The sequence below is a fragment of the Pseudomonas sp. NPDC098747 genome, assembly GCF_044760045.1.
Classification (GTDB): domain Bacteria; phylum Pseudomonadota; class Gammaproteobacteria; order Pseudomonadales; family Pseudomonadaceae; genus Aquipseudomonas.
Map to the genome: position 1 here is coordinate 32192 of NZ_JBIWAL010000038.1, position 22050 is coordinate 54241.

General features: G+C 59.7%; 20 protein-coding genes and 1 pseudogene. 12 read left to right on the forward strand and 9 right to left on the reverse strand.

Features of this window, described 5'->3' with window-relative positions:
* The first annotated feature begins 11 nt into the window (after nt 1-11).
* On the forward strand, nt 12-467 hold the full coding sequence (locus ACIQVE_RS20780) for a YaiI/YqxD family protein (protein WP_402811520.1): 456 nt from the start codon (nt 12-14) through the stop codon (nt 465-467).
* A 132-nt stretch (nt 468-599) separates the two neighbouring features.
* Here ACIQVE_RS20780 and elbB read toward each other — a convergent pair whose 3' ends face one another.
* Nucleotides 600-1268 carry an isoprenoid biosynthesis glyoxalase ElbB gene (elbB, locus tag ACIQVE_RS20785; RefSeq protein ID WP_402811523.1) on the reverse strand — a complete coding sequence of 223 codons (669 nt, stop codon included), beginning with the start codon at nt 1266-1268 and terminating at the stop codon, nt 600-602.
* A gap of 99 nt (nt 1269-1367) precedes the next feature.
* Between elbB and ACIQVE_RS20790 the strand changes: the two are divergent.
* A pseudogene (locus ACIQVE_RS20790) lies at nt 1368-1535 on the forward strand (sterol desaturase family protein); the annotation flags it as partial.
* Between the two features lie 23 nt (nt 1536-1558).
* Here ACIQVE_RS20790 and ACIQVE_RS20795 read toward each other — a convergent pair.
* A complete protein-coding gene (locus tag ACIQVE_RS20795; protein ID WP_402811526.1) occupies nt 1559-2209 on the reverse strand; it encodes a DedA family protein in 651 nt (216 codons plus the stop codon).
* Nucleotides 2210-2416: 207 nt separating this feature from the next.
* Between ACIQVE_RS20795 and hemB the strand changes: the two genes are divergently transcribed.
* Together hemB and ppk1 are read left to right on the forward strand one after the other, a co-directional pair.
* A complete protein-coding gene (hemB, locus tag ACIQVE_RS20800) occupies nt 2417-3430 on the forward strand; it encodes a porphobilinogen synthase (protein ID WP_402811529.1) in 1014 nt (337 codons plus the stop codon).
* Nucleotides 3431-3448: 18 nt separating this feature from the next.
* Entirely contained in the window at nt 3449-5674 is a 2226-nt protein-coding gene (ppk1, locus tag ACIQVE_RS20805; protein WP_402811531.1) for a polyphosphate kinase 1, read from the forward strand.
* A gap of 246 nt (nt 5675-5920) precedes the next feature.
* On the opposite strand, the gene ppx is transcribed toward ppk1, so the two are convergent.
* The 5 genes from ppx to ACIQVE_RS20830 all read right to left on the reverse strand — a co-directional run bounded on the left by ppx (nt 5921) and on the right by ACIQVE_RS20830 (nt 10504).
* A complete protein-coding gene (gene ppx, locus ACIQVE_RS20810; RefSeq protein WP_402811534.1) occupies nt 5921-7423 on the reverse strand; it encodes an exopolyphosphatase in 1503 nt (500 codons plus the stop codon).
* Between the two features lie 234 nt (nt 7424-7657).
* Nucleotides 7658-8395, reverse strand: coding sequence for an amino acid ABC transporter ATP-binding protein (locus ACIQVE_RS20815; RefSeq protein WP_402811536.1), 738 nt, complete (start codon nt 8393-8395; stop codon nt 7658-7660).
* The gene (locus ACIQVE_RS20820) at nt 8382-9032 is read right to left on the reverse strand and encodes an amino acid ABC transporter permease (protein ID WP_402811539.1); all 651 of its coding nucleotides are present in this window, start codon (nt 9030-9032) and stop codon (nt 8382-8384) included. Before ACIQVE_RS20820 ends, ACIQVE_RS20815 begins: the two co-directional genes overlap by 14 nt.
* Nucleotides 9029-9697 carry an amino acid ABC transporter permease gene (locus ACIQVE_RS20825; RefSeq protein WP_402811542.1) on the reverse strand — a complete coding sequence of 223 codons (669 nt, stop codon included), beginning with the start codon at nt 9695-9697 and terminating at the stop codon, nt 9029-9031. Before ACIQVE_RS20825 ends, ACIQVE_RS20820 begins: the two co-directional genes overlap by 4 nt.
* A gap of 21 nt (nt 9698-9718) precedes the next feature.
* Nucleotides 9719-10504 carry a transporter substrate-binding domain-containing protein gene (locus ACIQVE_RS20830; protein WP_150616818.1) on the reverse strand — a complete coding sequence of 262 codons (786 nt, stop codon included), beginning with the start codon at nt 10502-10504 and terminating at the stop codon, nt 9719-9721.
* 256 nt (nt 10505-10760) lie between these two features.
* On the opposite strand from ACIQVE_RS20830, the gene ACIQVE_RS20835 reads away from it, so the two are divergent.
* The 7 genes from ACIQVE_RS20835 (at nt 10761) to ACIQVE_RS20865 (ending at nt 18920) form a co-directional block, all read left to right on the forward strand.
* Nucleotides 10761-11468, forward strand: coding sequence for a FadR/GntR family transcriptional regulator (locus tag ACIQVE_RS20835; protein WP_402811546.1), 708 nt, complete (start codon nt 10761-10763; stop codon nt 11466-11468).
* A 120-nt stretch (nt 11469-11588) separates the two neighbouring features.
* Nucleotides 11589-11918 carry a thioredoxin TrxA gene (trxA, locus tag ACIQVE_RS20840; protein WP_003206727.1) on the forward strand — a complete coding sequence of 110 codons (330 nt, stop codon included), beginning with the start codon at nt 11589-11591 and terminating at the stop codon, nt 11916-11918.
* 249 nt (nt 11919-12167) lie between these two features.
* Complete coding sequence (gene rho, locus ACIQVE_RS20845) at nt 12168-13427, forward strand: transcription termination factor Rho (protein ID WP_150604770.1); 1260 nt, start codon at nt 12168-12170, stop codon at nt 13425-13427.
* Nucleotides 13428-13565: 138 nt separating this feature from the next.
* Nucleotides 13566-15527 carry an acyltransferase family protein gene (locus ACIQVE_RS20850; RefSeq protein WP_402811550.1) on the forward strand — a complete coding sequence of 654 codons (1962 nt, stop codon included), beginning with the start codon at nt 13566-13568 and terminating at the stop codon, nt 15525-15527.
* Between the two features lie 80 nt (nt 15528-15607).
* A complete protein-coding gene (ubiD, locus tag ACIQVE_RS20855; protein WP_401212797.1) occupies nt 15608-17074 on the forward strand; it encodes a 4-hydroxy-3-polyprenylbenzoate decarboxylase in 1467 nt (488 codons plus the stop codon).
* Nucleotides 17074-18042, forward strand: coding sequence for a CDP-6-deoxy-delta-3,4-glucoseen reductase (locus ACIQVE_RS20860; protein WP_402811553.1), 969 nt, complete (start codon nt 17074-17076; stop codon nt 18040-18042). The genes ubiD and ACIQVE_RS20860 overlap by 1 nt, the downstream gene beginning before the upstream one ends.
* A 209-nt stretch (nt 18043-18251) precedes the next feature.
* On the forward strand, nt 18252-18920 hold the full coding sequence (locus tag ACIQVE_RS20865) for a gamma-glutamylcyclotransferase (RefSeq protein ID WP_402811556.1): 669 nt from the start codon (nt 18252-18254) through the stop codon (nt 18918-18920).
* Here ACIQVE_RS20865 and glpT read toward each other — a convergent pair.
* Nucleotides 18896-20245 carry a glycerol-3-phosphate transporter gene (glpT, locus tag ACIQVE_RS20870; protein WP_402811559.1) on the reverse strand — a complete coding sequence of 450 codons (1350 nt, stop codon included), beginning with the start codon at nt 20243-20245 and terminating at the stop codon, nt 18896-18898. The genes ACIQVE_RS20865 and glpT overlap by 25 nt on opposite strands.
* Nucleotides 20246-20469: 224 nt before the next feature.
* Here glpT and ACIQVE_RS20875 point away from each other — a divergent pair, with 224 nt between their 5' ends.
* Entirely contained in the window at nt 20470-21087 is a 618-nt protein-coding gene (locus ACIQVE_RS20875; RefSeq protein ID WP_402811561.1) for a flagellar basal body-associated protein FliL, read from the forward strand.
* A 27-nt stretch (nt 21088-21114) separates the two neighbouring features.
* Here ACIQVE_RS20875 and ACIQVE_RS20880 read toward each other — a convergent pair.
* Nucleotides 21115-22050, reverse strand: a 936-nt coding sequence (locus tag ACIQVE_RS20880) for an NADPH:quinone oxidoreductase family protein (RefSeq protein WP_402811563.1), incomplete at its 5' end; no start/stop codon positions are given.

The following is a 22050-nucleotide window of genomic DNA, read 5'->3' on the forward strand; positions in this document are numbered from 1 at the left end:
AGGAAAACATGATGCGTGTATGGATTGATGCCGACGCCTGTCCGCGGGCGGCGAAGGATCTGGTGGTGAAGTTTGCCCTCAAGCGCCAGTACGAAGTGGTGCTGGTAGCCGGGCAGCCGCAGATCAAGCCGGGGCTGGCCATCGTCAAGTTGATTGTGGTGCCGAGTGGCCCGGATGCGGCGGACGACTATCTGGTCGAGCACGCGGTGCCCGGTGAGCTGGTGATTTGCAGCGATATTCCGCTGGCTGATCGGCTGGTGAAGAAGGGCGTGGCAGCGCTGGATCCGCGTGGCAAGGAGTTCGACGAGAAGAATATGGGGGACCGGTTGGCTGTACGCAACCTGTTCACCGATCTGCGCGAACAGGGCCAGATGAGCGGCGGCCCTGCGCCATTCGGTGATCGCGAGAAGCAGGCGTTTGCCAATTCGCTGGATCGCATTTTGACCCGACTCACCCGCAAACCCTGATACAGCTCGGATTCTGTGGTGAGGGGATTTATCCCCGTTCGGCTGCGAAGCAGTCGCAGAAGGTCTCGGGGCCGCTTCGCAGCCCAACGGGGATAAATCCCCTCGCCACAAAAGCTTGTCAGCAAGATCGGGTCAGGCGTCGTTTTCGTGGGTCAGTTCAAGGACGCGGTCGACGAGCTTGTTTATCCCCGAAGCCGCTTCACTGATGTTCTGCGCCAGCATATAAGCCGGGGTCGTCACCAGTTTGCGTGCCTTGTCTTCAACGATTTCGGTAACGGCGCAGTCTTCGTGGGTCGCGCCCATCTTGTTCATCGCCGTGGCGGTGTCGGCGTCGTTGCCGATGGTGCAAGTCACGCCCGGGCCGTAGATTTTCGCCGCGAGTGCCGGCGAGATGCAGATCAGCCCTACCGGTTTGCCCGCTTCGGCAAACGCCTCGGCCAGGGCCAGCACGTCTGGCTGCACGGTGCAGCCTGCGCCTTCGATGGCGAAGTTCGAGAGGTTCTTCGCCGCGCCAAAACCGCCGGGCACGATCAGCGCATCGAAGTCTTCGACGTCGGCCTCGCGGATGTCCTTGATGTTGCCGCGAGCAATGCGCGCCGATTCCACCAGCACGTTGCGCGATTCGGGCATTTCTTCGCCGGTCAGGTGATTGATCACATGCAATTGCGCAATGTTCGGGGCGAAACACTGCACTTGCGCGCCGCGTTGATCGAGGCGCAGCAGGGTAATGACGCTTTCATGGATCTCGGCGCCGTCGTAAACGCCACTGCCGGACAGGATCACTGCAACTTTTTTGCTCATGGTTTTCTCTCCAGATTCATAGCGCTAAATGTCCACTAATTTGTCGCGTGTGGCCATAGGGTTTATGGGTGGCGACCCCTAGGGTCAGTCTCAAGATTCACGCCGTCCATTCATCGGACACAGCATGCCCAGAGCGCTCTCTACATGGATCGCAACGACGGCGCGGTGTTCATTATTTGGGATCGACTGTTCGGCTCGCCCCAAGAAGAGGACGAGGATGAACTGGTGATTTTCGGGGGAACCACACTGCTGTGCGCAATGTGGGATGGCGAGCGCCACCCGCCAGCGAGTTACTCGGCTGGCGTCTTGGGTTCGGCGGGATTGGCCAGTTCGACCTGCTGCAACTGCGCGGCTTTCGCGGCTTGCTCGTCGGCGTAGATTTTCTTCGCCAGACGCGCGTTCTTGAAGCGGCGACGCAGCCACAGGCCAACGCCCAGTACCAGCAAGGCGCCGAGGACCCACAGTTCATATTTCTTGATGCTGCCGAGCATGCCTTCCAGTACTGCGCCGAAGTGGTAAGCGGCAGCCGCCAGTGCGGTGGCCCAGATCGCTGCGCCGATACCGTTCAGCAGCAGATAACGTCCCGGCGGATACCCCGACAGGCCGATCGCCACCGGCATCACCGTACGCAAGCCGTACACGAAGCGGAAACTCAGGACCCAGATGTCAGGATGCCTACGAATGTGCTCCAGCGCCCGGTCGCCCATCAATTGCCAGCGCGGTTTGCGCGCGAGCAATTTGCGCCCGTGCTTGCGCCCCAGGAAGTACCACAGCTGATCACCGGCGTAGCTGCCGCAGAACGCCACGACCACCACCATATTGATGTCCATGTAGCCACGGAACGCGAGGAAGCCCGCGAGTACCAGAATGGTTTCGCCTTCGAAGAACGTCCCGAGAAACAGGGCGAAGTAGCCAAAGTCATGCAGAAATTGTTGGAGCATTGTCTGGGTGCTGGCGAAATGAACGCGCAGCCTAACCCTTCGGACACATTCATGAAAGTGTCCAAATGTGTCTCGACGTGAACAATTCCTACACAGACAATGGAATGCGGCTACATGTCACGGGGCACGCATAACTGTCATCTGTTCGTCATAATGGCCGTCTATAACTGTCACGCTCGCCCGTTTGCGCGGGCTCAGGAGTCTGCCGTGAGCTTTACCCCTGCCAATCGTCTGTTCCCTGCAACCCGCCTGCGTCGCAACCGTCGTGACGATTTTTCGCGTCGGCTGGTGCGGGAAAATGTGCTGACGGTCGATGATCTGATCCTGCCGGTTTTCGTGCTCGACGGTGAAAACCGCCGCGAAGCCGTGGCGTCGATGCCGGGGGTAGAACGGCTGACGATTGATCTGCTGCTTGAAGAAGCTGCGAAATGGGTCGAGCTGGGGATTCCGGCATTGGCCCTGTTCCCGGTGACGCCACCAGAACTCAAATCCCTCGACGCTGCGCAAGCCTGGAACCCTGAAGGCATTGCCCAGCGTGCGACCCGCGCACTGCGCGCTCGCTTCCCGGAGCTGGGTGTAATCACCGACGTCGCACTCGATCCATTCACCACTCATGGTCAGGATGGCATCCTCGACGAAGATGGCTATGTGCAGAACGACATCACTGTCGATGCGCTGGTCAGGCAAGCACTGTCCCATGCCGAAGCCGGCGCGCAGGTTGTCGCGCCGTCGGACATGATGGACGGGCGCATCCAGGCGATCCGTGAAGCGCTGGAAATTGCCGGTCACGTCAACGTGCGCATCATGGCCTACTCGGCCAAGTACGCCAGCGCCTATTACGGCCCGTTCCGCGATGCCGTGGGTTCGGCCTCGAACCTTGGCAAGGCGAACAAGGCCTCATATCAGATGGACCCGGCCAACAGTGACGAAGCGCTGCACGAAGTCGGTGCGGACTTGTCTGAAGGCGCGGACATGGTCATGGTCAAACCGGGCATGCCGTACCTGGACATTCTTTTCCGGGTAAAAGATGCCTTCAAAGTGCCGACGTTCGTCTATCAAGTCAGTGGCGAATACGCCATGCACATGGCGGCGATCCAGAATGGCTGGTTGAGCGAAGCGGTGATTCTCGAATCACTGACCGCCTTTAAACGTGCCGGCGCTGATGGCATCCTGACTTACTTTGCTGTCCGTGCCGCTCAATTGTTACGAGAGCAGAAATAACTCTCCCAGGAACATTCCATGAATACCGAAGGACTCACTGAAGTTGCAGTAAAAGAAGCTCAGCCGGTGGTGGAACAAATCACCGAAACCCCGCCGGAACTGGAGCCAGCGCCACCCGCGCCGGTCACCGAAACCGCTGCGGCGGTGCCGGCGATCGCCATTCCCGGCCTGGATGACAGCAGCCTGTACATCCACCGCGAGCTCTCGCAATTGCAGTTCAACATCCGCGTGCTGGAACAGGCGCTGGACGAGTCCTATCCGCTACTCGAGCGGCTGAAGTTCCTGCTGATCTTCTCCAGCAACCTCGACGAATTCTTCGAAATTCGCGTCGCCGGCCTCAAGAAGCAAATCACCTTTGCCCGCGAACAGGCCGGTGCCGATGGCTTGCAGCCGCATCAAGCCCTGGCCCGTATCAGCGAGCTGGTGCACGGCCATGTTGATCGCCAATACGCGATCCTCAACGACATTCTGCTGCCGGAGCTGGAAAAGCATCAGGTCCGCTTCATCCGTCGCCGCAACTGGACGACCAAGATCAAGACCTGGGTGCGCCGTTACTTCCGCGACGAGATCGCACCGATCATCACCCCGATTGGCCTCGACCCGACGCACCCGTTCCCGTTGCTGGTCAACAAGAGCCTGAACTTCATCGTCGAGCTGGAAGGTATCGACGCCTTCGGTCGCGATTCCGGTCTGGCGATCATCCCGGCGCCGCGTCTGCTGCCTCGCATCATCAAGGTCCCGGAAGAAGTTGGCGGCGCTGGCGACAACTATGTGTTCCTGTCGTCGATGATCCACGCTCACGCCGATGACTTGTTCCAAGGCATGAAGGTCAAGGGCTGCTACCAGTTCCGTCTGACCCGAAACGCTGACCTGGCGCTCGACTCCGAAGATGTTGAAGACTTGGCTCGCGCGCTGCGTGGCGAACTGTTCTCCCGTCGTTACGGTGATGCGGTGCGCCTTGAGGTTGCCGACACCTGCCCGAAACTGCTTTCGGATTACCTGCTCAAGCAGTTCAACCTGAGCGAGACCGAGCTGTATCAGGTCAACGGCCCGGTCAACCTGACGCGTCTGTTCAGCATCACCGGTCTGGACAGCCACCCAGAGCTGCAATACACGCCGTTTACCCCGCAGATCCCGAAGCTGCTGCAGAACAGCGAGAACATTTTCAGTGTGGTCAGCAAACAGGACATCCTCCTGCTGCACCCATTCGAATCGTTTACCCCAGTGGTCGACCTGTTGCGCCAAGCGGCGAAAGACCCGCACGTTCTGGCCGTGCGCCAGACCCTGTACCGCTCGGGCGCCAACTCGGAAATCGTCGATGCGCTGGTAGATGCCGCGCGTAACGGCAAGGAAGTGACCGCGGTCATCGAGCTGCGTGCGCGCTTCGACGAAGAGTCCAACCTGCAACTCGCCAGCCGTCTGCAAGCGGCCGGTGCCGTGGTGATCTACGGCGTGGTCGGCTTCAAGACCCACGCCAAGATGATGCTGATTCTGCGCCGCGAGGCCGGCGAGATTGTGCGTTACGCGCACCTCGGCACCGGTAACTACCACGCTGGCAACGCCAAGCTCTACACCGACTACAGCTTGCTGACCTCTGACGACGCCTTGTGCGAAGACGTCGGCAAATTGTTCAGCCAGCTGATCGGCATGGGCAAGACGCTGCGCATGAAGAAGCTGCTGCACGCGCCGTTCACCCTGAAAAAGGGCATGCTCGACATGATTGCCCGCGAAACCCAGTTCGCCGTTGAAGGCAAACCGGCGCACATCATTGCCAAGTTCAACTCGCTGACTGATCCGAAGATCATCCGCGCGCTGTACAAGGCCAGCCAGTCAGGTGTGCGCATCGATCTGGTGGTGCGTGGCATGTGCTGCCTGCGTCCGGGTATCGCCGGGGTTTCGCACAATATTCACGTGCGCTCGATTATCGGTCGCTTCCTTGAGCACACTCGAGTGTTCTACTTCCTCAATGGCGGCGAGGAGCAGATGTTCCTCTCCAGCGCCGACTGGATGGAACGCAACCTCGACAAGCGCGTCGAGACTTGCTTCCCGGTGGAAGGCAAGAAGCTGCTGACCCGGGTCAAGAAAGAGCTGGAGCTGTATCTGACCGACAACACCCACAGCTGGGGCCTGCAGTCGGACGGCCGCTACATCCGTAACACGCCAACCGGCAACCAGAACCCGCGCAGCGCGCAGGCGACGTTGCTTGAGCGTTTGGGTAGCCCGATTTTGCCGGTGAGCAGCTGAGGCCTTGAAAGTCAAAAGCCCCTCACCCTAACCCTCTCCCGGAGGGAGAGGGGACTGACCGCGTTGAATTTTCGAGCTACGCCGACCTGAACTATCGAGCCGGACTCAGGTTTGAATAACACGCAGATCGGCTCCCTCTCCCTCGGGAGAGGGCTGGGGTGAGGGGACGGTTCACCTCTGTCCTCAAGTCGAACCCAATAAAAAAGGCGATCCAGAAGGATCGCCTTTTTTATGCCCAACCGAGACTCAGTGAACCGTGAGCACAATCCCCACCCGCGTCAGCCAATCAGCCTCAAGCCCAAAGTCCGCCTGAGTCAGCTGATTCTCATCAAGCCAGTCCTGCGGAAACTCCACATCTAGGTTGTTGCCATTGGCATGCAGCACCACCTGCGGCATCGCCTGCGTACCACGGATGTGGTGGAACAGGATCGCAAAGCGCAGCAGCACGCAGAGGCGGATCAGCTTGTCGCCTTCCTCTCCAAAATCGGCAAACTTGTCCTTGGGGATGTTGCGGCGATGGCCGCGCACCAGCAGGGCGAGCATTTGCTGGTCTTCGCGAGAGAACCCGGCCAGATCAGAGTGTTCGATCAGATAGGCGCCGTGCTTGTGGTATTGGTAGTGGGCGATGTCGAGGCCGACTTCGTGCACTTTCGCCGCCCATCCAAGAAGTTCGCGCCAGATGCCGTCATCCAGTTGCCAATCAACAGCGACCTGGTCGAAGGCGTGTAGGGCTTTGCGTTCAACCCGTGCGGCTTGCTCCAGATCGACGTGGTAACGCTCCATCAACGAAGTCAGGGTACGTTCGCGCACGTCTTCGTGATGATGACGGCCGAGCAAATCGTAAAGCACGCCTTCACGCAGCGCGCCGTCGCAGTGATCCATGCGCTGCAATTCGAGGGCGTCGAAGATCGCTTCGAGAATCGCCAGACCGGCCGGGAAAATCGCCCGACGATCAGGTTTGATGCCGTCGAAATCGATCTTGTCGACATCGCCGAGCTTGAACAGCCGGCGTTTGAGCCAAGCCAGGCCTTCGGCGTTCACTTCGCCGGTGCCGTGCCCGCCGGCTTTCAGCGCCAGGCCGATGGCGCGGATGGTGCCCGAGGAGCCGATGGCTTCATCCCAGGTCAGGCGGTGCAGGGCGTGTTCAATGCTCATGATCTCCAACCGCGCCGCGGTGTACGCCTGAGCGTAACGGGCCGGGGTGATCTTGCCGTCCTTGAAATAGCGCTGGGTGAAGCTGACGCAGCCCATTTGCAGGCTTTCACGCAGCAACGGCTCGAAGCGCTGACCAATAATGAATTCGGTACTGCCGCCGCCAATGTCGGCGACCAGACGCTTGCCCGGGGTGTCGGCGAGGGTGTGCGACACACCCAGATAAATCAGACGCGCTTCTTCACGACCGGAAATGACTTCCACCGGGTGACCGAGAATTTCTTCGGCGCGGTGGATAAATTCTAGGCGGTTGCGCGCTTCACGCAGGGCGTTGGTGCCGACGATGCGCACGGCGCCCAGCGGCATACCGTTGATCAGTTGGGCAAACCTCTTGAGGCAGTCGAGGCCACGTTGCATCGATTCTTCACTGAGCTTGCGCTCGTCGTCGATGCCAGCGGCCAGCTGCACCTTTTCTCCGAGGCGCTCGAGAATGCGGATTTCGCCGTTCTGGGCCTTGGCCACGACCATGTGAAAGCTGTTCGAGCCCAGGTCGATTGCGGCGATCAGGGACAGATTCTTGGCTTGGGATTGCGACATGGTCAGGGGGTCTCGGTCGATAACCCCGACATCGTGCCACGATCAACGGCTGACGCCAACGCGCACGGTTCAAACCCTTGATTCAGCGCAGAAAGTCTGTGACCGCAGCGCGGCCGTTCGCGAGCAAGCTCGCTCCCACAGGGATCCAGGCTGGAACAGGATTTTGTGATTGACGCAAAACCCTGTGGGAGCGAGCTTGCTCGCGAAGGCGTCCGTCCAGACGCCTAGGCTCGTTCAGGCTATCGCTTCAACCGTACCAATGAAATTCGCCAGCTCCGCCGTCTGCGGATTGGCAAACAACACCTTTGGATCCCCCACCTCATGCACCTTGCCATGGTGCATGAACACCAGTTTGTCGCCGACCTCGCGGGCGAAGCGCATTTCGTGGGTGACCATGATCAGCGTCATGCCCTCTTTGGCCAGTTGTCGCACCACGGCGAGCACTTCGTTGACCAGTTCCGGGTCCAGTGCCGAAGTGATCTCGTCACACAGCAGCACCTTCGGCGACATCGCCAACGCCCGGGCAATCGCCACGCGTTGCTGCTGCCCGCCGGAAAGGCGATCCGGGAAAGCATCAAACTTTTCGCCCAGGCCGACGCGCTCGAGCATCGCGCGCGCCAGCTCGGCAGCCTTGGCCTTCGGTACTTTCTGCACCACTTGCGGGGCGAGCATGACGTTTTCGCCAACGGTCAGGTGCGGGAACAGGTTGAACTGTTGGAACACCATGCCGACCTTCTGCCGCAAGCTGCGCAGGTCGGCCCGGGCGGCGTCGAGGTATTCGCCGTCGACTTCGATCACGCCGTCATTGATCGATTCCAGACCATTAAGCGTGCGCAGCAGGGTGGATTTGCCCGAGCCGCTGCGGCCGATGATCGCCACCACCTGGCCTTCCTCGACGCTGAGGTCGATGCCTTTGAGTACATGGTGATCGCCGTAGTATTTATGCAGGGCGGAAATTCTAAGCAGAGGCATGCAGTCTCCTTTCCAGGTAGCGCGCACTGAGGGACAAGGGGTAGCAGAGCAGGAAATAGCCGAGGGCGACGAGGCCATAGACCATGAACGGTTCGAAGGTGGCATTGGCGAGCATGCCGCCGGTCTTGGTCAGTTCGGTGAAACCGATGATCGAGGTCACCGCGGTGCCTTTGACCACTTGCACCGAGAAACCCACGGTCGGCGCCACGGCAATGCGCAGCGCTTGCGGCAGAATCACGTAGCGCAATTGTTCCAGCGGATTCAGCGCCAGGCTTGATGAAGCTTCCCATTGGCCGTTAGGGATCGCCTCGACGCAGCCGCGCCAGATCTCCGCCAGATAAGCGCTGGTGAATAAGGTCAGAGCCACTGCCGCCGCCATCCACGGCGAAATCTCGATCCCGGCCAGCGCCACGCCGAAGAACACCAGAAACAGCTGCATCAACAGCGGCGTGCCCTGAAACAGCTCAATCCAGGTGCGAGCGAAACTGCTCGAAAAAGTATTTTTCGAGATGCGCATGATCAGGATTAGCAGCCCGACGATACCGCCGCCGATAAACGCTACCAGCGACAACGCCAGCGTCCATTGCAGACCGATGAGCAGGTTGCGCAGGATGTCCCAGAACGTGAAGTCGCTCATTGGCTGCTCCTGGAAATGTAGCGACGGCCGAGCCAATTGAGCAATTGGCGGATCAGCAGCGCCATGCACAGATAGATCAGCGTGGTCAGCGCGTAGGTTTCAAACGCGCGGAAGTTGCGCGACTGAATGAAGTTGGCGGCGAAGCTCAGCTCTTCGGTGGCGATCTGCGAACACACCGCCGAACCGAGCATGACGATAATGATTTGGCTGCTCAGGGCCGGCCATACCTTGCCCAGCGCCGGCAGTAGCACAATGTGGCGGAACGCCTCGAAGCGCGTCATCGCCAGCGCCGCTGCGGCTTCCAGTTGCCCGCGCGGGATCGCCTGAATCCCGGCGCGGATGATCTCGGTCGAATACGCACCGAGGTTGATCACCATTGCCAGCACCGCCGCCTGCCACTCGGAAATCTGCACGCCGAGGGACGGCAGGCCGAAGAAGATGAAGAACAATTGCACCAGGAACGGCGTGTTGCGGATCAACTCGACGTAGACGCCGAAAATCGCCGAGAACGGGCGAATGTTCCACGCCCGCACCAGCGCCCCGACGATGCCCACACTCACCCCGAGCAGTGCGCCGATGGCCGTTAGCTCAAGGGTAAACAGCGCCCCGCGCAGCAGCAGGTCGGTGTTTTCCACCACCGGCATGAAATCGAACTGATAAGCCATGAGGTTCTCCCGCGCAGTCGATCAGAGATCGGCCGGCAGCGGCTCTTTCAGCCAGGTCTGCGAATTCTTTTCCAGCGCGCCGTCGGTCTTGGCGGTGTTGAGGATGTCGTTGACCTTGGCCAGCAGCGCCGCTTCATTCTTGTTCACGCCAACGTAGACCGGCGAATCCTTGAGTTTCACTTTCAGCGCCGGCACGCGTTTCGGGTTCTTCTCGCTGATCGCGACCATCACCACGTTGCCGCTGGCGATCAGGTCGACCTGGCCGGCGAGGTACGCGGCAATCGTCGAGTTGTTGTCTTCGAAGCGCTTGATGGTCACGCCTTCGGGGGCGACTTTGCTCAATTCGATGTCTTCGATGGCGCCACGGGTGACGCTGATGGTTTTGCCCTTGAGGTCATCGAGGCTGGTGATCGCCGCGTCTGGTGGGCCGAACACGGCGAGGTAGAACGGTGCGTAGGCGCGGGAGAAGTCGATGACTTTCTCGCGTTCCGGGTTCTTGCCGAGGCTGGAAATCACCAGATCAACCTTGCCAGTGGTCAGGAACGGGATGCGGTTGGTGCTGTTGACCGGGGTCAGTTCGAGTTTGACCTTGAGCTGATCGGCCAGCAGTTTCGCCGTGTCGATGTCCAGGCCACGGGGTTTCATGTCCGGGCCGACCGAGCCGAACGGCGGGAAGTCTTGCGGCACGGCGACTTTCAGTGTGCCGCGTTTGACCACGTCGTCGAGACCGTCGGCGTGGGCGGGCGCCTGGCACAACAACAGGCCGGCAAACAGGGAAGCGAGGAGGGCGCTGTAACGCAGGGTCATGGACAATCTCCGGATCGGCGGGAAGTGTTTTCTGCGTTCGGACAGAGCACGGCCCGTGCCAATACGCGGCTTTCGTCCCGGCACGCCGCAGTTTCAGCGGGTTTGTTCGGTCTTACTGGTCTGAACAGTCAGGTTGTTTTTCGCACTGCGATAGCGCATCGGTTACGTTGGCCGAACCCCGCTGGGGCACGACTTGCCGGACTCGGCGAATAGCTTTACAACTAGCCGCACATTGGCTTGGCACGTCTGAAAAACCATGAATTCGATCTCCCGCGCCGTACCCGAAGTGGCGCTACAAGCGATCCGCAAACTGATCACCGAACAGGGTTTCGGCCCGGGCGATGCCTTGCCGTCGCAACGCGATCTGGCGCTGCAACTGGGCGTCAGCCGGGCGTCGTTGCGTGAGGCGTTGTCATCGCTGAGTGCGCTGGGTGTGGTCAGCATTCAGCCGGGCAAGGGTGTGTTTGTGCAATCGCCGGTGGACTTGTCGCGGGGCGAGCATGCTCCGGGCTGGCCGTTCGCGGCGCAGGCCTCACCGCTGGATATCTTTCAGTTGCGCTATGCGCTGGAAGGCTTTGCGGCGGGGCTGGCGGCGGTGACGTTGAGTACATTCGATCTGGATGCGCTGGAAGACAATGTCGCGGCAATGCGCGAGCAATTGCGTGGTGGCGACTTCGACGCGGCGGCGAAGCTGGACTTCGAATTTCACCGGCGAATCCTGCTGGCCAGCGGTAATCAGGCGATGCTGAGCATTCTCACCGCCAGCGCCGAGATCTTTCTGGAGAGCCAGAAGTTACCGTTCATCCGGGCCGAACGCGCCATGGAAACCTGGCAGGAGCACCGCAAGATCCTTCGCGCACTGGCCCGCCGTGCCTCGGGTGCCGCGCAAAAAGCCATGCAGGAGCATGTGCGCAACGCAGCCTTGCGCACCGGAATCGCCTTCATTGCTCCCGCCAGCGCGTGACTTGAGCTATACCCACACTCATGGGGCGCCATAGCAAGACTCAATCATCTGCGGCTTCCTGAACCGGAGCGGGGCGGATATGATGGGCCACGTTTTTTTGCTTACAACCTGGAGAATTCCATGAGCAGCGATCTTATCAAACACGTTAGCGACGCTAGCTTCGAAGCCGACGTACTCAAGGCCGAAGGCGCTGTACTGGTCGACTACTGGGCTGAATGGTGCGGCCCTTGCAAAATGATCGCTCCGGTTCTGGACGAGATTGCCGAGACTTACAAAGGCAAGCTGACCGTTGCCAAACTGAACATCGACGAGAACCAGGAAACCCCGGCCAAGCACGGCGTGCGTGGTATCCCGACGCTGATGCTGTTCAAGAACGGCAACGTTGAAGCGACCAAAGTCGGCGCCCTGTCGAAGTCGCAACTGGCTGCTTTCCTCGACGCCAACATCTAAGCGTCGCAGCAAAGTGCCTGAAAAAAAGCCCCGCAATTAGCGGGGCTTTTTGCGTATTCAGGGCTAGACGCTCCGAAATTCAGGTGGTACATTCGGCCCCGCACTGGTTTCTCCATTGCCCCCTGCTAGCCGTCGCCGACGCACTCCTTTTCGAATTAGTTCGCGATCCTGTCGCCTTCTCCGCGGCGCGGCCTCATTAAGCCAAAAGCTTAATTTCCCCCCCTCCATAAATGATTACGTCATTCCTATATGAATCTGACTGAACTCAAGCAAAAGCCGATTACCGACCTGCTCCAACTGGCCGAAGAAATGGGCATAGAAAATATGGCCCGATCGCGCAAGCAGGACGTGATTTTCTCCCTGCTCAAAAAGCACGCTAAAAGCGGCGAGGAAATCTCCGGTGATGGCGTGCTGGAGATTCTCCAGGACGGCTTCGGCTTCCTGCGCTCCGCTGACGCTTCCTACCTGGCCGGCCCGGACGATATCTACGTCTCGCCAAGCCAGATCCGCCGCTTCAACTTGCGCACCGGTGACACCATCGTTGGCAAGATTCGCCCTCCGAAGGAAGGCGAGCGGTATTTCGCTCTGCTCAAGGTCGACACGATCAACTTCGATCGTCCAGAGAACGCGAAAAACAAGATTCTCTTCGAGAACCTGACCCCGCTGTTCCCGACCGTGCGCATGAAGATGGAAGCCGGCAACGGTTCCACCGAAGACTTGACCGGTCGTGTGATCGACCTGTGCGCCCCGATCGGCAAAGGCCAGCGTGGTCTGATCGTTGCACCGCCGAAAGCCGGTAAAACGATCATGTTGCAAAACATCGCAGCGAACATCGCCCGTAACAACCCAGAAGTTCACCTGATCGTATTGCTGATCGACGAACGTCCGGAAGAAGTAACCGAAATGCAGCGCACCGTGCGCGGCGAAGTGGTTGCCTCGACCTTCGACGAGCCGCCGACCCGTCACGTCCAGGTTGCCGAAATGGTGATCGAGAAGGCCAAGCGCCTGGTCGAGCACAAGAAAGATGTGGTGATCCTGCTTGACTCCATCACCCGTCTGGCCCGTGCCTACAACACCGTGATCCCGAGCTCCGGCAAGGTATTGACCGGTGGTGTCGATGCTCACGCCCTGGAGAAACCAAAGCGTTTCTTCGGTGCTGCGCGCAACATCGAAGAAGGCGGCTCGCTGACCATTATCGCCACCGCGCTGGTTGAAACCGGCTCGAAGATGGACGAAGTGATCTACGAAGAGTTCAAGGGTACCGGCAACATGGAACTGCCTCTGGATCGCAAGATCGCCGAGAAGCGTGTGTTCCCGGCCATCAACATCAACCGTTCCGGCACCCGCCGCGAAGAGTTGCTGACCGCCGACGACGAACTGCAGCGTATGTGGATTCTGCGTAAGTTGTTGCACCCGATGGACGAAGTTGCAGCCATCGAGTTCTTGATCGACAAGCTGAAAACGACCAAGACCAACGACGAGTTCTTCTTGTCGATGAAGCGCAAGTAACACGAGCGCTGTTCAAAAAAACGCCCCGAAAGGGGCGTTTTTTTTTGCTCTGAATTAATTGTGTCTGGATTGAAATGTAGGCTGCTGATAACTTTCGCGCCTTCAGGGACTCTGTATCCAAAAGAAGAAAGGTTTTTCATGCACACGTTTGGCAATCGCCGTGATATCGATGGATTACGGGCTCTGGCGGTTATTCCCGTCGTTCTGTTTCATTTCGGATTCAATACATTCAGTGGCGGCTTTGTCGGGGTCGACGTCTTTTTCGTCATTTCCGGCTTCCTGATCACCACCATCCTGTTCCGTGAAATCAGTGCACAGCGTTTCAGCTTCATTGATTTTTGGGGGCGCCGAGCCCGTCGCATCCTTCCTGCGTTGACCGTAGTCGTGGCGGCGACACTGGCATTGGGCTGGCTGTTGCTGACGGCCAAGGACCTTTCCGAACTGGGGCGCACGATTCGTTATCAGTCGTTGTTCATCTCCAACATCCTGTTCATGCGCGAAGACGGCTACTTCGCGCCGGCGTCGGAGCTCAAGCCACTGCTGCATACCTGGTCGCTGGCGGTGGAAGAGCAGTACTACATCTTCTTCCCGCTGATGATGGTGTTGCTGATGCGCTATGTCCGGCATTGGCGCTGGATGCTGTTCGCCGTGCTGCTGGTGTCGTTCGGCCTGAACATCGTCTATATCGAGCGCAGGCCCGAATTCGCGTTTTTCTCGTTGCCTACCCGCGCCTGGGAGCTCCTGTGCGGGGCAATGCTTGCGGTAATACCCGCGCCGAAGCAGCCCGTACGACCATGGCTTCGTCAGTCGGTCGGGCTGGCCGGATTGGCCGCGGTGCTGGTGGCGATCTTCACGTTTGACAAGTCCACAGTGTTCCCGGGCTGGGCAGCATTGCTACCGGTTTTGGGCACGACGGCAATGATCTGGTCGGGCGCGCAGGGCGCGACGTGGACCAGCCGGCTTTTGAGTGTGCAAGCCTTGGTGTGGATCGGCCTTCTTTCCTATTCCCTCTACCTGTGGCATTGGCCGGTCTACGTGTATGCCAACGCGATCTCCATCGACGGCATCCAGCCTCTGGAGGCGCTTGGCTGGATGGCCTTGGCGCTGGGCCTGGCGTGGTTGAGCCTGCGCTATATCGAACTGCCGTTCCGTGAAAAACGTGTATTTGCCAGCCGTAACTCGGTGTTGATCGGCGGTCTGGTGTCGATCACCGTTCTGGCGATCACCGGCTCGGCGATTCGCTCGGCAGACGGCGTCCCACAGCGTCTGAGCGGCAAGGCGCTGGAGTATGCGCAGTCCCGGGAGTGGAACGCCGGGCAGTCGAAATGCATGCACTTGAGCACAGACAAGGCACTGACCAAGTCCTGTCTGGTGGGTGGCGATCCGGAGACTGGGGCGACAAAGTTGTTCTGGGGTGACAGCCACGCCGCGGCGTTGTTGCCGGCGATCGAAGGCAATACCGGGAGCAATGTCCAGCCGGCGTGGCTGTACAGCTTGACGGGTTGCCCGCCGATTATCGACGACAGGCTGCGCCAGCAGTGCAAAGACTTCAACAAGCGCAACATGGAACGGGTCATCAGTCTGGGCATCAAGGACGTAGTGCTGGCAGCGAACTGGAGTCTGTACGTTTACGGTCGAGAGGATGGCGACGGCGACAGACAGTTCCTGCTTGATCGCAAAGACAACCCACGCCAGGCAGAGCAGCGCATGGCCGCCGCCATCAAGGCGCAAGTCTCCGAGTTGCGCGCAGCGGGAGTGCAAGTCTGGCTGTTCAAGGAAGTACCGTTGCAACACAAGAGCTTCATTGACCGTCTGACCAGTCTGGCGCGAATCGGTCGCTCGGCGGAAGGCCTTGGTCGCCCGCTTCAGGAACACTTGGCTCGTCAGCAGTTTTTCACGTCGCTGTTCAGCTCGATGAGTGCCGCCGATTCCGGTGTGCATGTCATCGACCCGACGCCGCTGATGTGCAAGGACGGGTTGTGCGCCATCGATGTCGATGGCCACTCGCAGTACAAGGATGCGGATCATCTTTCGGACGTCGGCAGTGCCAGACTGAGCCCGTTGTTTGCGCCGCTGCTGCTGGGTACAAGCCACAATTGAGCGATGCCGGGCGCTGACGGGCTGCTGTTTGCCCGTCAGAGCAGGTAGGATGTACGCCTATTTTGAGGGTGCCATCGTCAATGAAATTCAAGGATCTTCGGGATTTCGTGCAGCAGCTTGAGCAGCGCGGAGAGTTGAAACGCATCCAGATTCCCGTCTCGCCGGTGCTGGAGATGACTGAGGTTTGCGACCGTACGCTGCGGGCCAAAGGCCCGGCGCTGCTGTTCGAGAAGCCGACTGGCTACGACATTCCGGTGCTCGGCAACCTGTTCGGCACCCCCGAGCGGGTCGCCATGGGCATGGGCGCCGAGTCGGTCAGTGAACTGCGCGAAATCGGCAAGCTGCTGGCCTTCCTCAAGGAGCCAGAGCCGCCGAAGGGCTTGAAAGACGCGTGGTCGAAACTGCCGATTTTCCGCAAGATCATTGCCATGGCACCGAAAGTCGTCAAAGACGCGGTGTGCCAGGAAGTGGTCATCGAAGGCGATGATGTCGATCTGGCGATGCTGCCGGTACAGACCTGCTGGCCCGGTGACGTCGGCCCGCTGATCACTTGGGGCCTGACTGTCACCAAAGGCCCGAACAAGGACCGCCAGAACCTCGGCATCTACCGTCAGCAAGTGATCGGCCGCAATAAGGTCATCATGCGCTGGCTCAGCCACCGTGGCGGCGCCCTCGACTTCCGCGAGTGGTGCGAGAAGCATCCAGGCCAACCGTTCCCCGTATCGGTGGCCCTCGGCGCGGACCCGGCGACCATCCTCGGCGCGGTCACGCCAGTGCCGGACAGTCTCTCCGAATACGCATTCGCCGGTCTCTTGCGCGGCAACCGCACCGAACTGGTCAAGTGCCGTGGCAACGACCTGCAAGTGCCGGCCACTGCCGAAATCATCCTTGAAGGCGTGATTCATCCGGGCGAAATGGCTGATGAAGGCCCCTACGGCGACCACACCGGGTATTACAACGAAGTCGACAGCTTCCCGGTGTTCACCGTCGAGCGCATCACCCACCGGATCAAACCGATCTACCACAGCACCTACACCGGCCGTCCGCCGGATGAGCCGGCGATTCTCGGCGTGGCGCTGAACGAAGTGTTCGTGCCGATCCTGCAAAAGCAATTCCCGGAAATCACCGACTTCTACCTGCCACCGGAAGGCTGCTCGTATCGCATGGCCATCGTGACCATGAAGAAGTCGTATCCGGGGCACGCCAAGCGCGTGATGCTGGGTGTTTGGTCGTTTTTGCGACAGTTCATGTACACCAAATTCGTTATCGTCACTGACGACGATATCAACGCCCGCGACTGGAACGACGTGATCTGGGCCATCACCACGCGCATGGACCCCAAGCGCGACACGGTGATGATCGATAACACGCCGATCGACTACCTCGATTTCGCCTCGCCGATCTCCGGCCTGGGTTCGAAAATGGGCCTCGATGCCACCCACAAGTGGCCGGGCGAAACCACTCGCGAGTGGGGTCGCGTCATCGTCAAGGACGACGCCGTCACCCAGCGGATCGATGCCATCTGGAATCAGTTAGGAATAGATTGATGCGTGTAACCCTGCAGCCCTCCGGAGCGGTACTTGAGATACGGCCCGGTGAGCGGATTCTCGATGGTGCGCGGCGCCTGGGCTTCGACTGCCCGCAAAGCTGCCGCAATGGCAATTGCCATGTGTGTGCGGCGCTGCTGGTAGAAGGCCGGGTTGAACAGGACGGCAAGGTGCGCGACCACGGTGAGTTCTACACTTGCATAGCCGAGCCGCTGGAAGACTGCATCGTGCTGTGGGATGGCGTGCTCGCGCTGGGAGAACTGCCGGTGCGCAGCCTGTCGTGTCAGGTCATCGAATGCCGGGACGTTGGCGGCGACACCTGGCGTGTGCGTCTGCGTGCGCCGGCCGGCAAGCCACCGCGCTATCACGCTGGGCAATATTTGATGATCGAGCGCGAGAGCGGCGAGAAGTCGGCGTTCTCCATGGCCTCGGCGCCGCACGGTGGGCGCGATCTGGAAATCCATGTGCTGGCGCGCGAAGCCAGTGCGTTGAGCCTGATCGAACAGCTGCAACGCAACGCGATGGTGCGCGTCGAACTGCCATTTGGTGACACGCACCTCGCCGAGTTGCCGGACGGGCCTCTGGTGCTGGTCGCCGCAGGCACTGGTATGGGCCAGATTCACAGCCTGATCGAACATTGCCGCGCCAATGGCTTCAAGCACCCGGTTCATCTGTACTGGGGCGTGCGCCGGCCGGAAGATTTCTACGAGATTGAACATTGGGACGAATGGCTCAAGCTGCCCAATCTGTTCTTGCACAAAGTCGTCAGCGACCAATGTGGCTGGGAAGGCCGCTGTGGGATGCTGCACGAGGCAGTTTGTGAGGATTTCCCTGATCTGAAGCCTTTGCACGTTTACGCCAGCGGCTCCCCGGCCATGGTTTACGGCACGTTGGATGCACTGGTCGAAGCGGGGATGGATGCCCATCAAATGCGCGCCGATGTATTCGCTTACGCACCGCGCTCTTGAACCGTGCGGTTGATTCGTTATAACTCTCTATATAGCCGATCGGTATTTATCGAATTGATTAAATGCCGCTAGGTTATATATCACTCAGGCAATCAATTAAGAATTGTGCCATGGCACTCAAATTGCCTTAAAACATATGTGCCTTATTGTTACAGCGGTGCGTTCTATTAAGTAATTCTTCACCCGCGGGGAGCTGAACGCTATTCGCCATGAGTGTTATTGAAAACGCTTTTCTGAACCTGGCTTACCCTCCGCGGCTCGATCTTGGGCCGCAGCTGACGCACGAACAACTTCTCGCTTCCATGCAATCGACCATGGCGCGCCACAAGGGCGGGCCGGTGTGGCTGTTTGCCTACGGTTCGCTGATCTGGCGGCCGGAATGCAATTCGGCGCAGCGCTTGCGCGGTCGCGTGCATGGCTACCATCGTGGGTTATACCTGTGGTCACACGAACATCGCGGCACGCCGGAAATGCCGGGGCTGGTATTCGGTCTGGATCGTGGCGGTTCGTGCAGTGGCTTCGCTTATCGCTTGCCCGAAGACGATCTGGACAGTGCGCTGTATGCACTGTGGAAACGCGAGATGCCGGTGCCGTCCTATCGCCCACACTGGCTCAACTGCCGGCTCGAAGATGGCAGTCAGGTTCAGGCGTTGGGATTTGTATTGGAGCGACACCTGCCCAGCTATGCCGGCAACTTGCCGGATCACGTGCTGAGCCAGGTGTTCGCAAGCGCTTGCGGGCGTTACGGTACCACTCGCGATTATGTCGAGCAGACCGCCCACGCCCTGCGCAGCCACGCCATGCCAGACCGAAATCTGGAGGCGCGGCTCAAACGCTGTAAATCACAGGTCGATCAAGCGACGACTTCGCGGCTTTGACTGGCGACTTGCTTGTGCCATAGCGTCGGGGCCAGGAAGGCCATCGCCAGCAGGCACGCGCTCACCAGCAAGACAAAACCGCCGTCCCAGCCGAAGTGGTCGACGGTGTAGCCCATCGCCGCACTGGCCGCGACCGAACCACCCAGATAACCGAACAGTCCGGTGAAACCCGCAGCGGTCCCCGCGGCTTTCTTCGGCGCAAGCTCCAGCGCCTGCAAGCCGATCAGCATCACCGGACCGTAGATCAGGAAGCCGATGGAGACCAGCGCGATCATGTCCACGGTCGGGTTACCGGCCGGGTTCAGCCAGTAAACCAGCGTTGCCACGGTCACCAATGCCATGAACACCATGCCGGTCAGGCCACGGTTGCCACGGAAGATCTTGTCCGACATCCAGCCGCACAGGAGCGTGCCAGGGATCCCCGCCCATTCGTAGAAGAAGTAGGCCCACGAGGTTTTATCCACGGTAAAGCCCTTGGCTTCCTTGAGGTACGTCGGCGCCCAGTCCAGTACGCCGTAGCGCAGCAGGTAGACGAAGACGTTGGCCATGGCGATGTACCAGAGCATTTTGTTGCGCAGCACGTATTTGACGAAGATTTCCTTGGCGCTGAATTCGTCTTCGTGGCTGGCGTCGTAGCCTTCCGGGTAGTCGTTCTTGTATTGCTCGATGGGCGGCAGGCCGACCGATTGCGGGGTGTCGCGCATGGTGATGAAAGCAAACACCGCCACGCCTAGCGCTACTGCCGCTGGCACGTAGAACGCCGCGTGCCAGTCATTGAACAGGCCCATGCCGAGCAGGAACAGCGGGCCTATCAAGCCGCCGCCGACGTTATGTGCCACGTTCCACACCGAGACCACACCGCCGCGCTCCTTCTGCGACCACCAGTGCACCATGGTCCGTCCGCTCGGCGGCCAGCCCATGCCCTGAGCCCAGCCGTTGATGAACAACAGAATGAACATCATGGTCACGCTGGACGTCGCCCATGGCGCGAAACCGAACACGAACATCACCCCCGCGGACACCAGCAGTCCGAAGGGCAGGAAGAAGCGTGGATTGGAACGGTCGGACACCAGGCCCATGAGAAATTTGGACAGGCCGTAGGAAATGGCGATGGCCGACATCGCCAGACCCAGATCGCCACGGCTGTAGCCCTCGTCGATCAGGTACGGCATGGCCAGGGAGAAGTTTTTGCGTAGCAGGTAATAACCCGCGTAGCCAATGAAAATGCCAGCGAATATCTGCCAACGCAGGCGTCGGTAGGTGCTGTCTATTTGTTCTTCAGGCAATGGAGCCTGATGTGCGGCAGGACGAAAGAAAGCAAACATTCAAGAGCTCCAGATTTCTTGTTTTGACTGCGGATGCGAATGTTACAGTTTCGTTACCGAAAATAGCACCGGTTCGCATCCAGCAAAAAGGGGAAATGTTGGAAATCGCGCGTTCCTTTACGAACCTGTCGCTCAGCTGTAAGAACAAGGCGTTTTTGTCGCGATTGGAGGCTTGTGTCTTAGACTCGGCTCAGTAATCCCGCCTGATTCAGCAGAGATAGACGATGGCTCCGAAGTTTCGCAGGTTATTGCCGAGGTTGTTGATGGTGGCCGTCGTCGCGGCTTCGGTATTGGCGTTGTGTTTTGTCCAGAGCTCTGCGGCTCCGGGCTTGCGCAATGTCACGGTGTTGATCGTTCGTCATGCGGAAAAACCCGATGTCGGCAGGGAGCTCAATGCCCGTGGCGAACAGCGCGCCGCTGCGTATGCCGACTATTTCGATCCGCTGAAACTGGATGGTCAGGCCCTCACGCCGCAGCGGCTGATCGCTGCCGCGGACAGCGCCGAAAGCGTCCGCCCTCGTCAAACATTGATCCCGCTGTCCCAGCGCCTGCAATTGCCGATTGAACAACCCTTTGCCAATAGTAAGGTCGAACAACTGGTGAGTCTGCTGCGCGAGAAAAATCAGGCGAAAACGCTGCTGATCGCCTGGCACCACGGCCATATCAACAAACTGATCGCAGCGTTCGGCGGCGATGGCCCGGCCCTGATCGGCCAGCCGAAGTGGTCAGTGGATGTTTACGACTGGCTGATCGTTTTGCGTTTTGACGACAACGGCAAACTCATCGAGTCGCGCAGCCAGAAGATTCAGGAGCACCTGTTGCCGGGCGATGTTGCGGGGTAGCCCGGCAGTTAAAGGTTCTTGCTGATTTCAGCGAACCTGCACCACAACCTTGCCCACAGCCTTGCGCTGGCCAAGATCATTGATCGCTTGCGCCGCATTGCTCAGTGGATACACCTGCGACACCAGCGGTTTCAACTTGCCCTCGGCAAACCAGCCGAACAGTTGCTGGAAGTTCGCCGCGTTGTCCTGAGGCTGGCGCTGGGCGAAGGAGCCCCAGAACACGCCGAGTACCGCTGCGCCTTTGAGCAGGGCGAGGTTGACCGGCAGTTCGGGAATGCGTCCGCTGGCAAAGCCGACCACCAGCAAGCGTCCGTTCCAGGCGATGGCGCGGATGGCCTGGTCGAAGAGGTCGCCGCCGACCGGGTCGTAGATCACGTCGGCACCCTGGCCGTCGGTGAGGCGTTTGATTTCTTCCTTGAGGTTGGTTTCGCTGTAATTGATCAGTTCATCGGCGCCGGCAGCCTTGGCCACAGCCAGTTTTTCTGCGCTGCTGGCAGCGGCGATGACCCGCGCGCCCATGGCTTTGCCGATTTCCACGGCCGCCAGTCCGACACCGCCGGAAGCGCCCAGCACCAGCAGGGTTTCGCCGGGCTGAAGGTTGGCGCGCTGCTTGAGCGCGTGCATCGAGGTGCCATAGGTCATGCTGAATGCAGCGGCGATGTTGAAGTCCATCGACGGCGGAATCGGCAGCACGTTATAACCCGGCACCGCGACCTGCTCGGCGAAGCTGCCCCAGCCCGTCAGGGCCATGACCCGGTCGCCGACTTTCAGATGGCTGACCTTTTCGCCGACGACGCTGACCACGCCGGCCGCTTCACCGCCCGGCGAAAACGGGAAGGGCGGCTTGAATTGGTATTTGCCCTCGATGATCAGCGTGTCCGGGAAGTTGACCCCGGCGGCGTGTACGTCCAGCAGGATTTCGTTCTTCTTGGCGACAGGACTGGCGACGTCTTCCAGCACCAG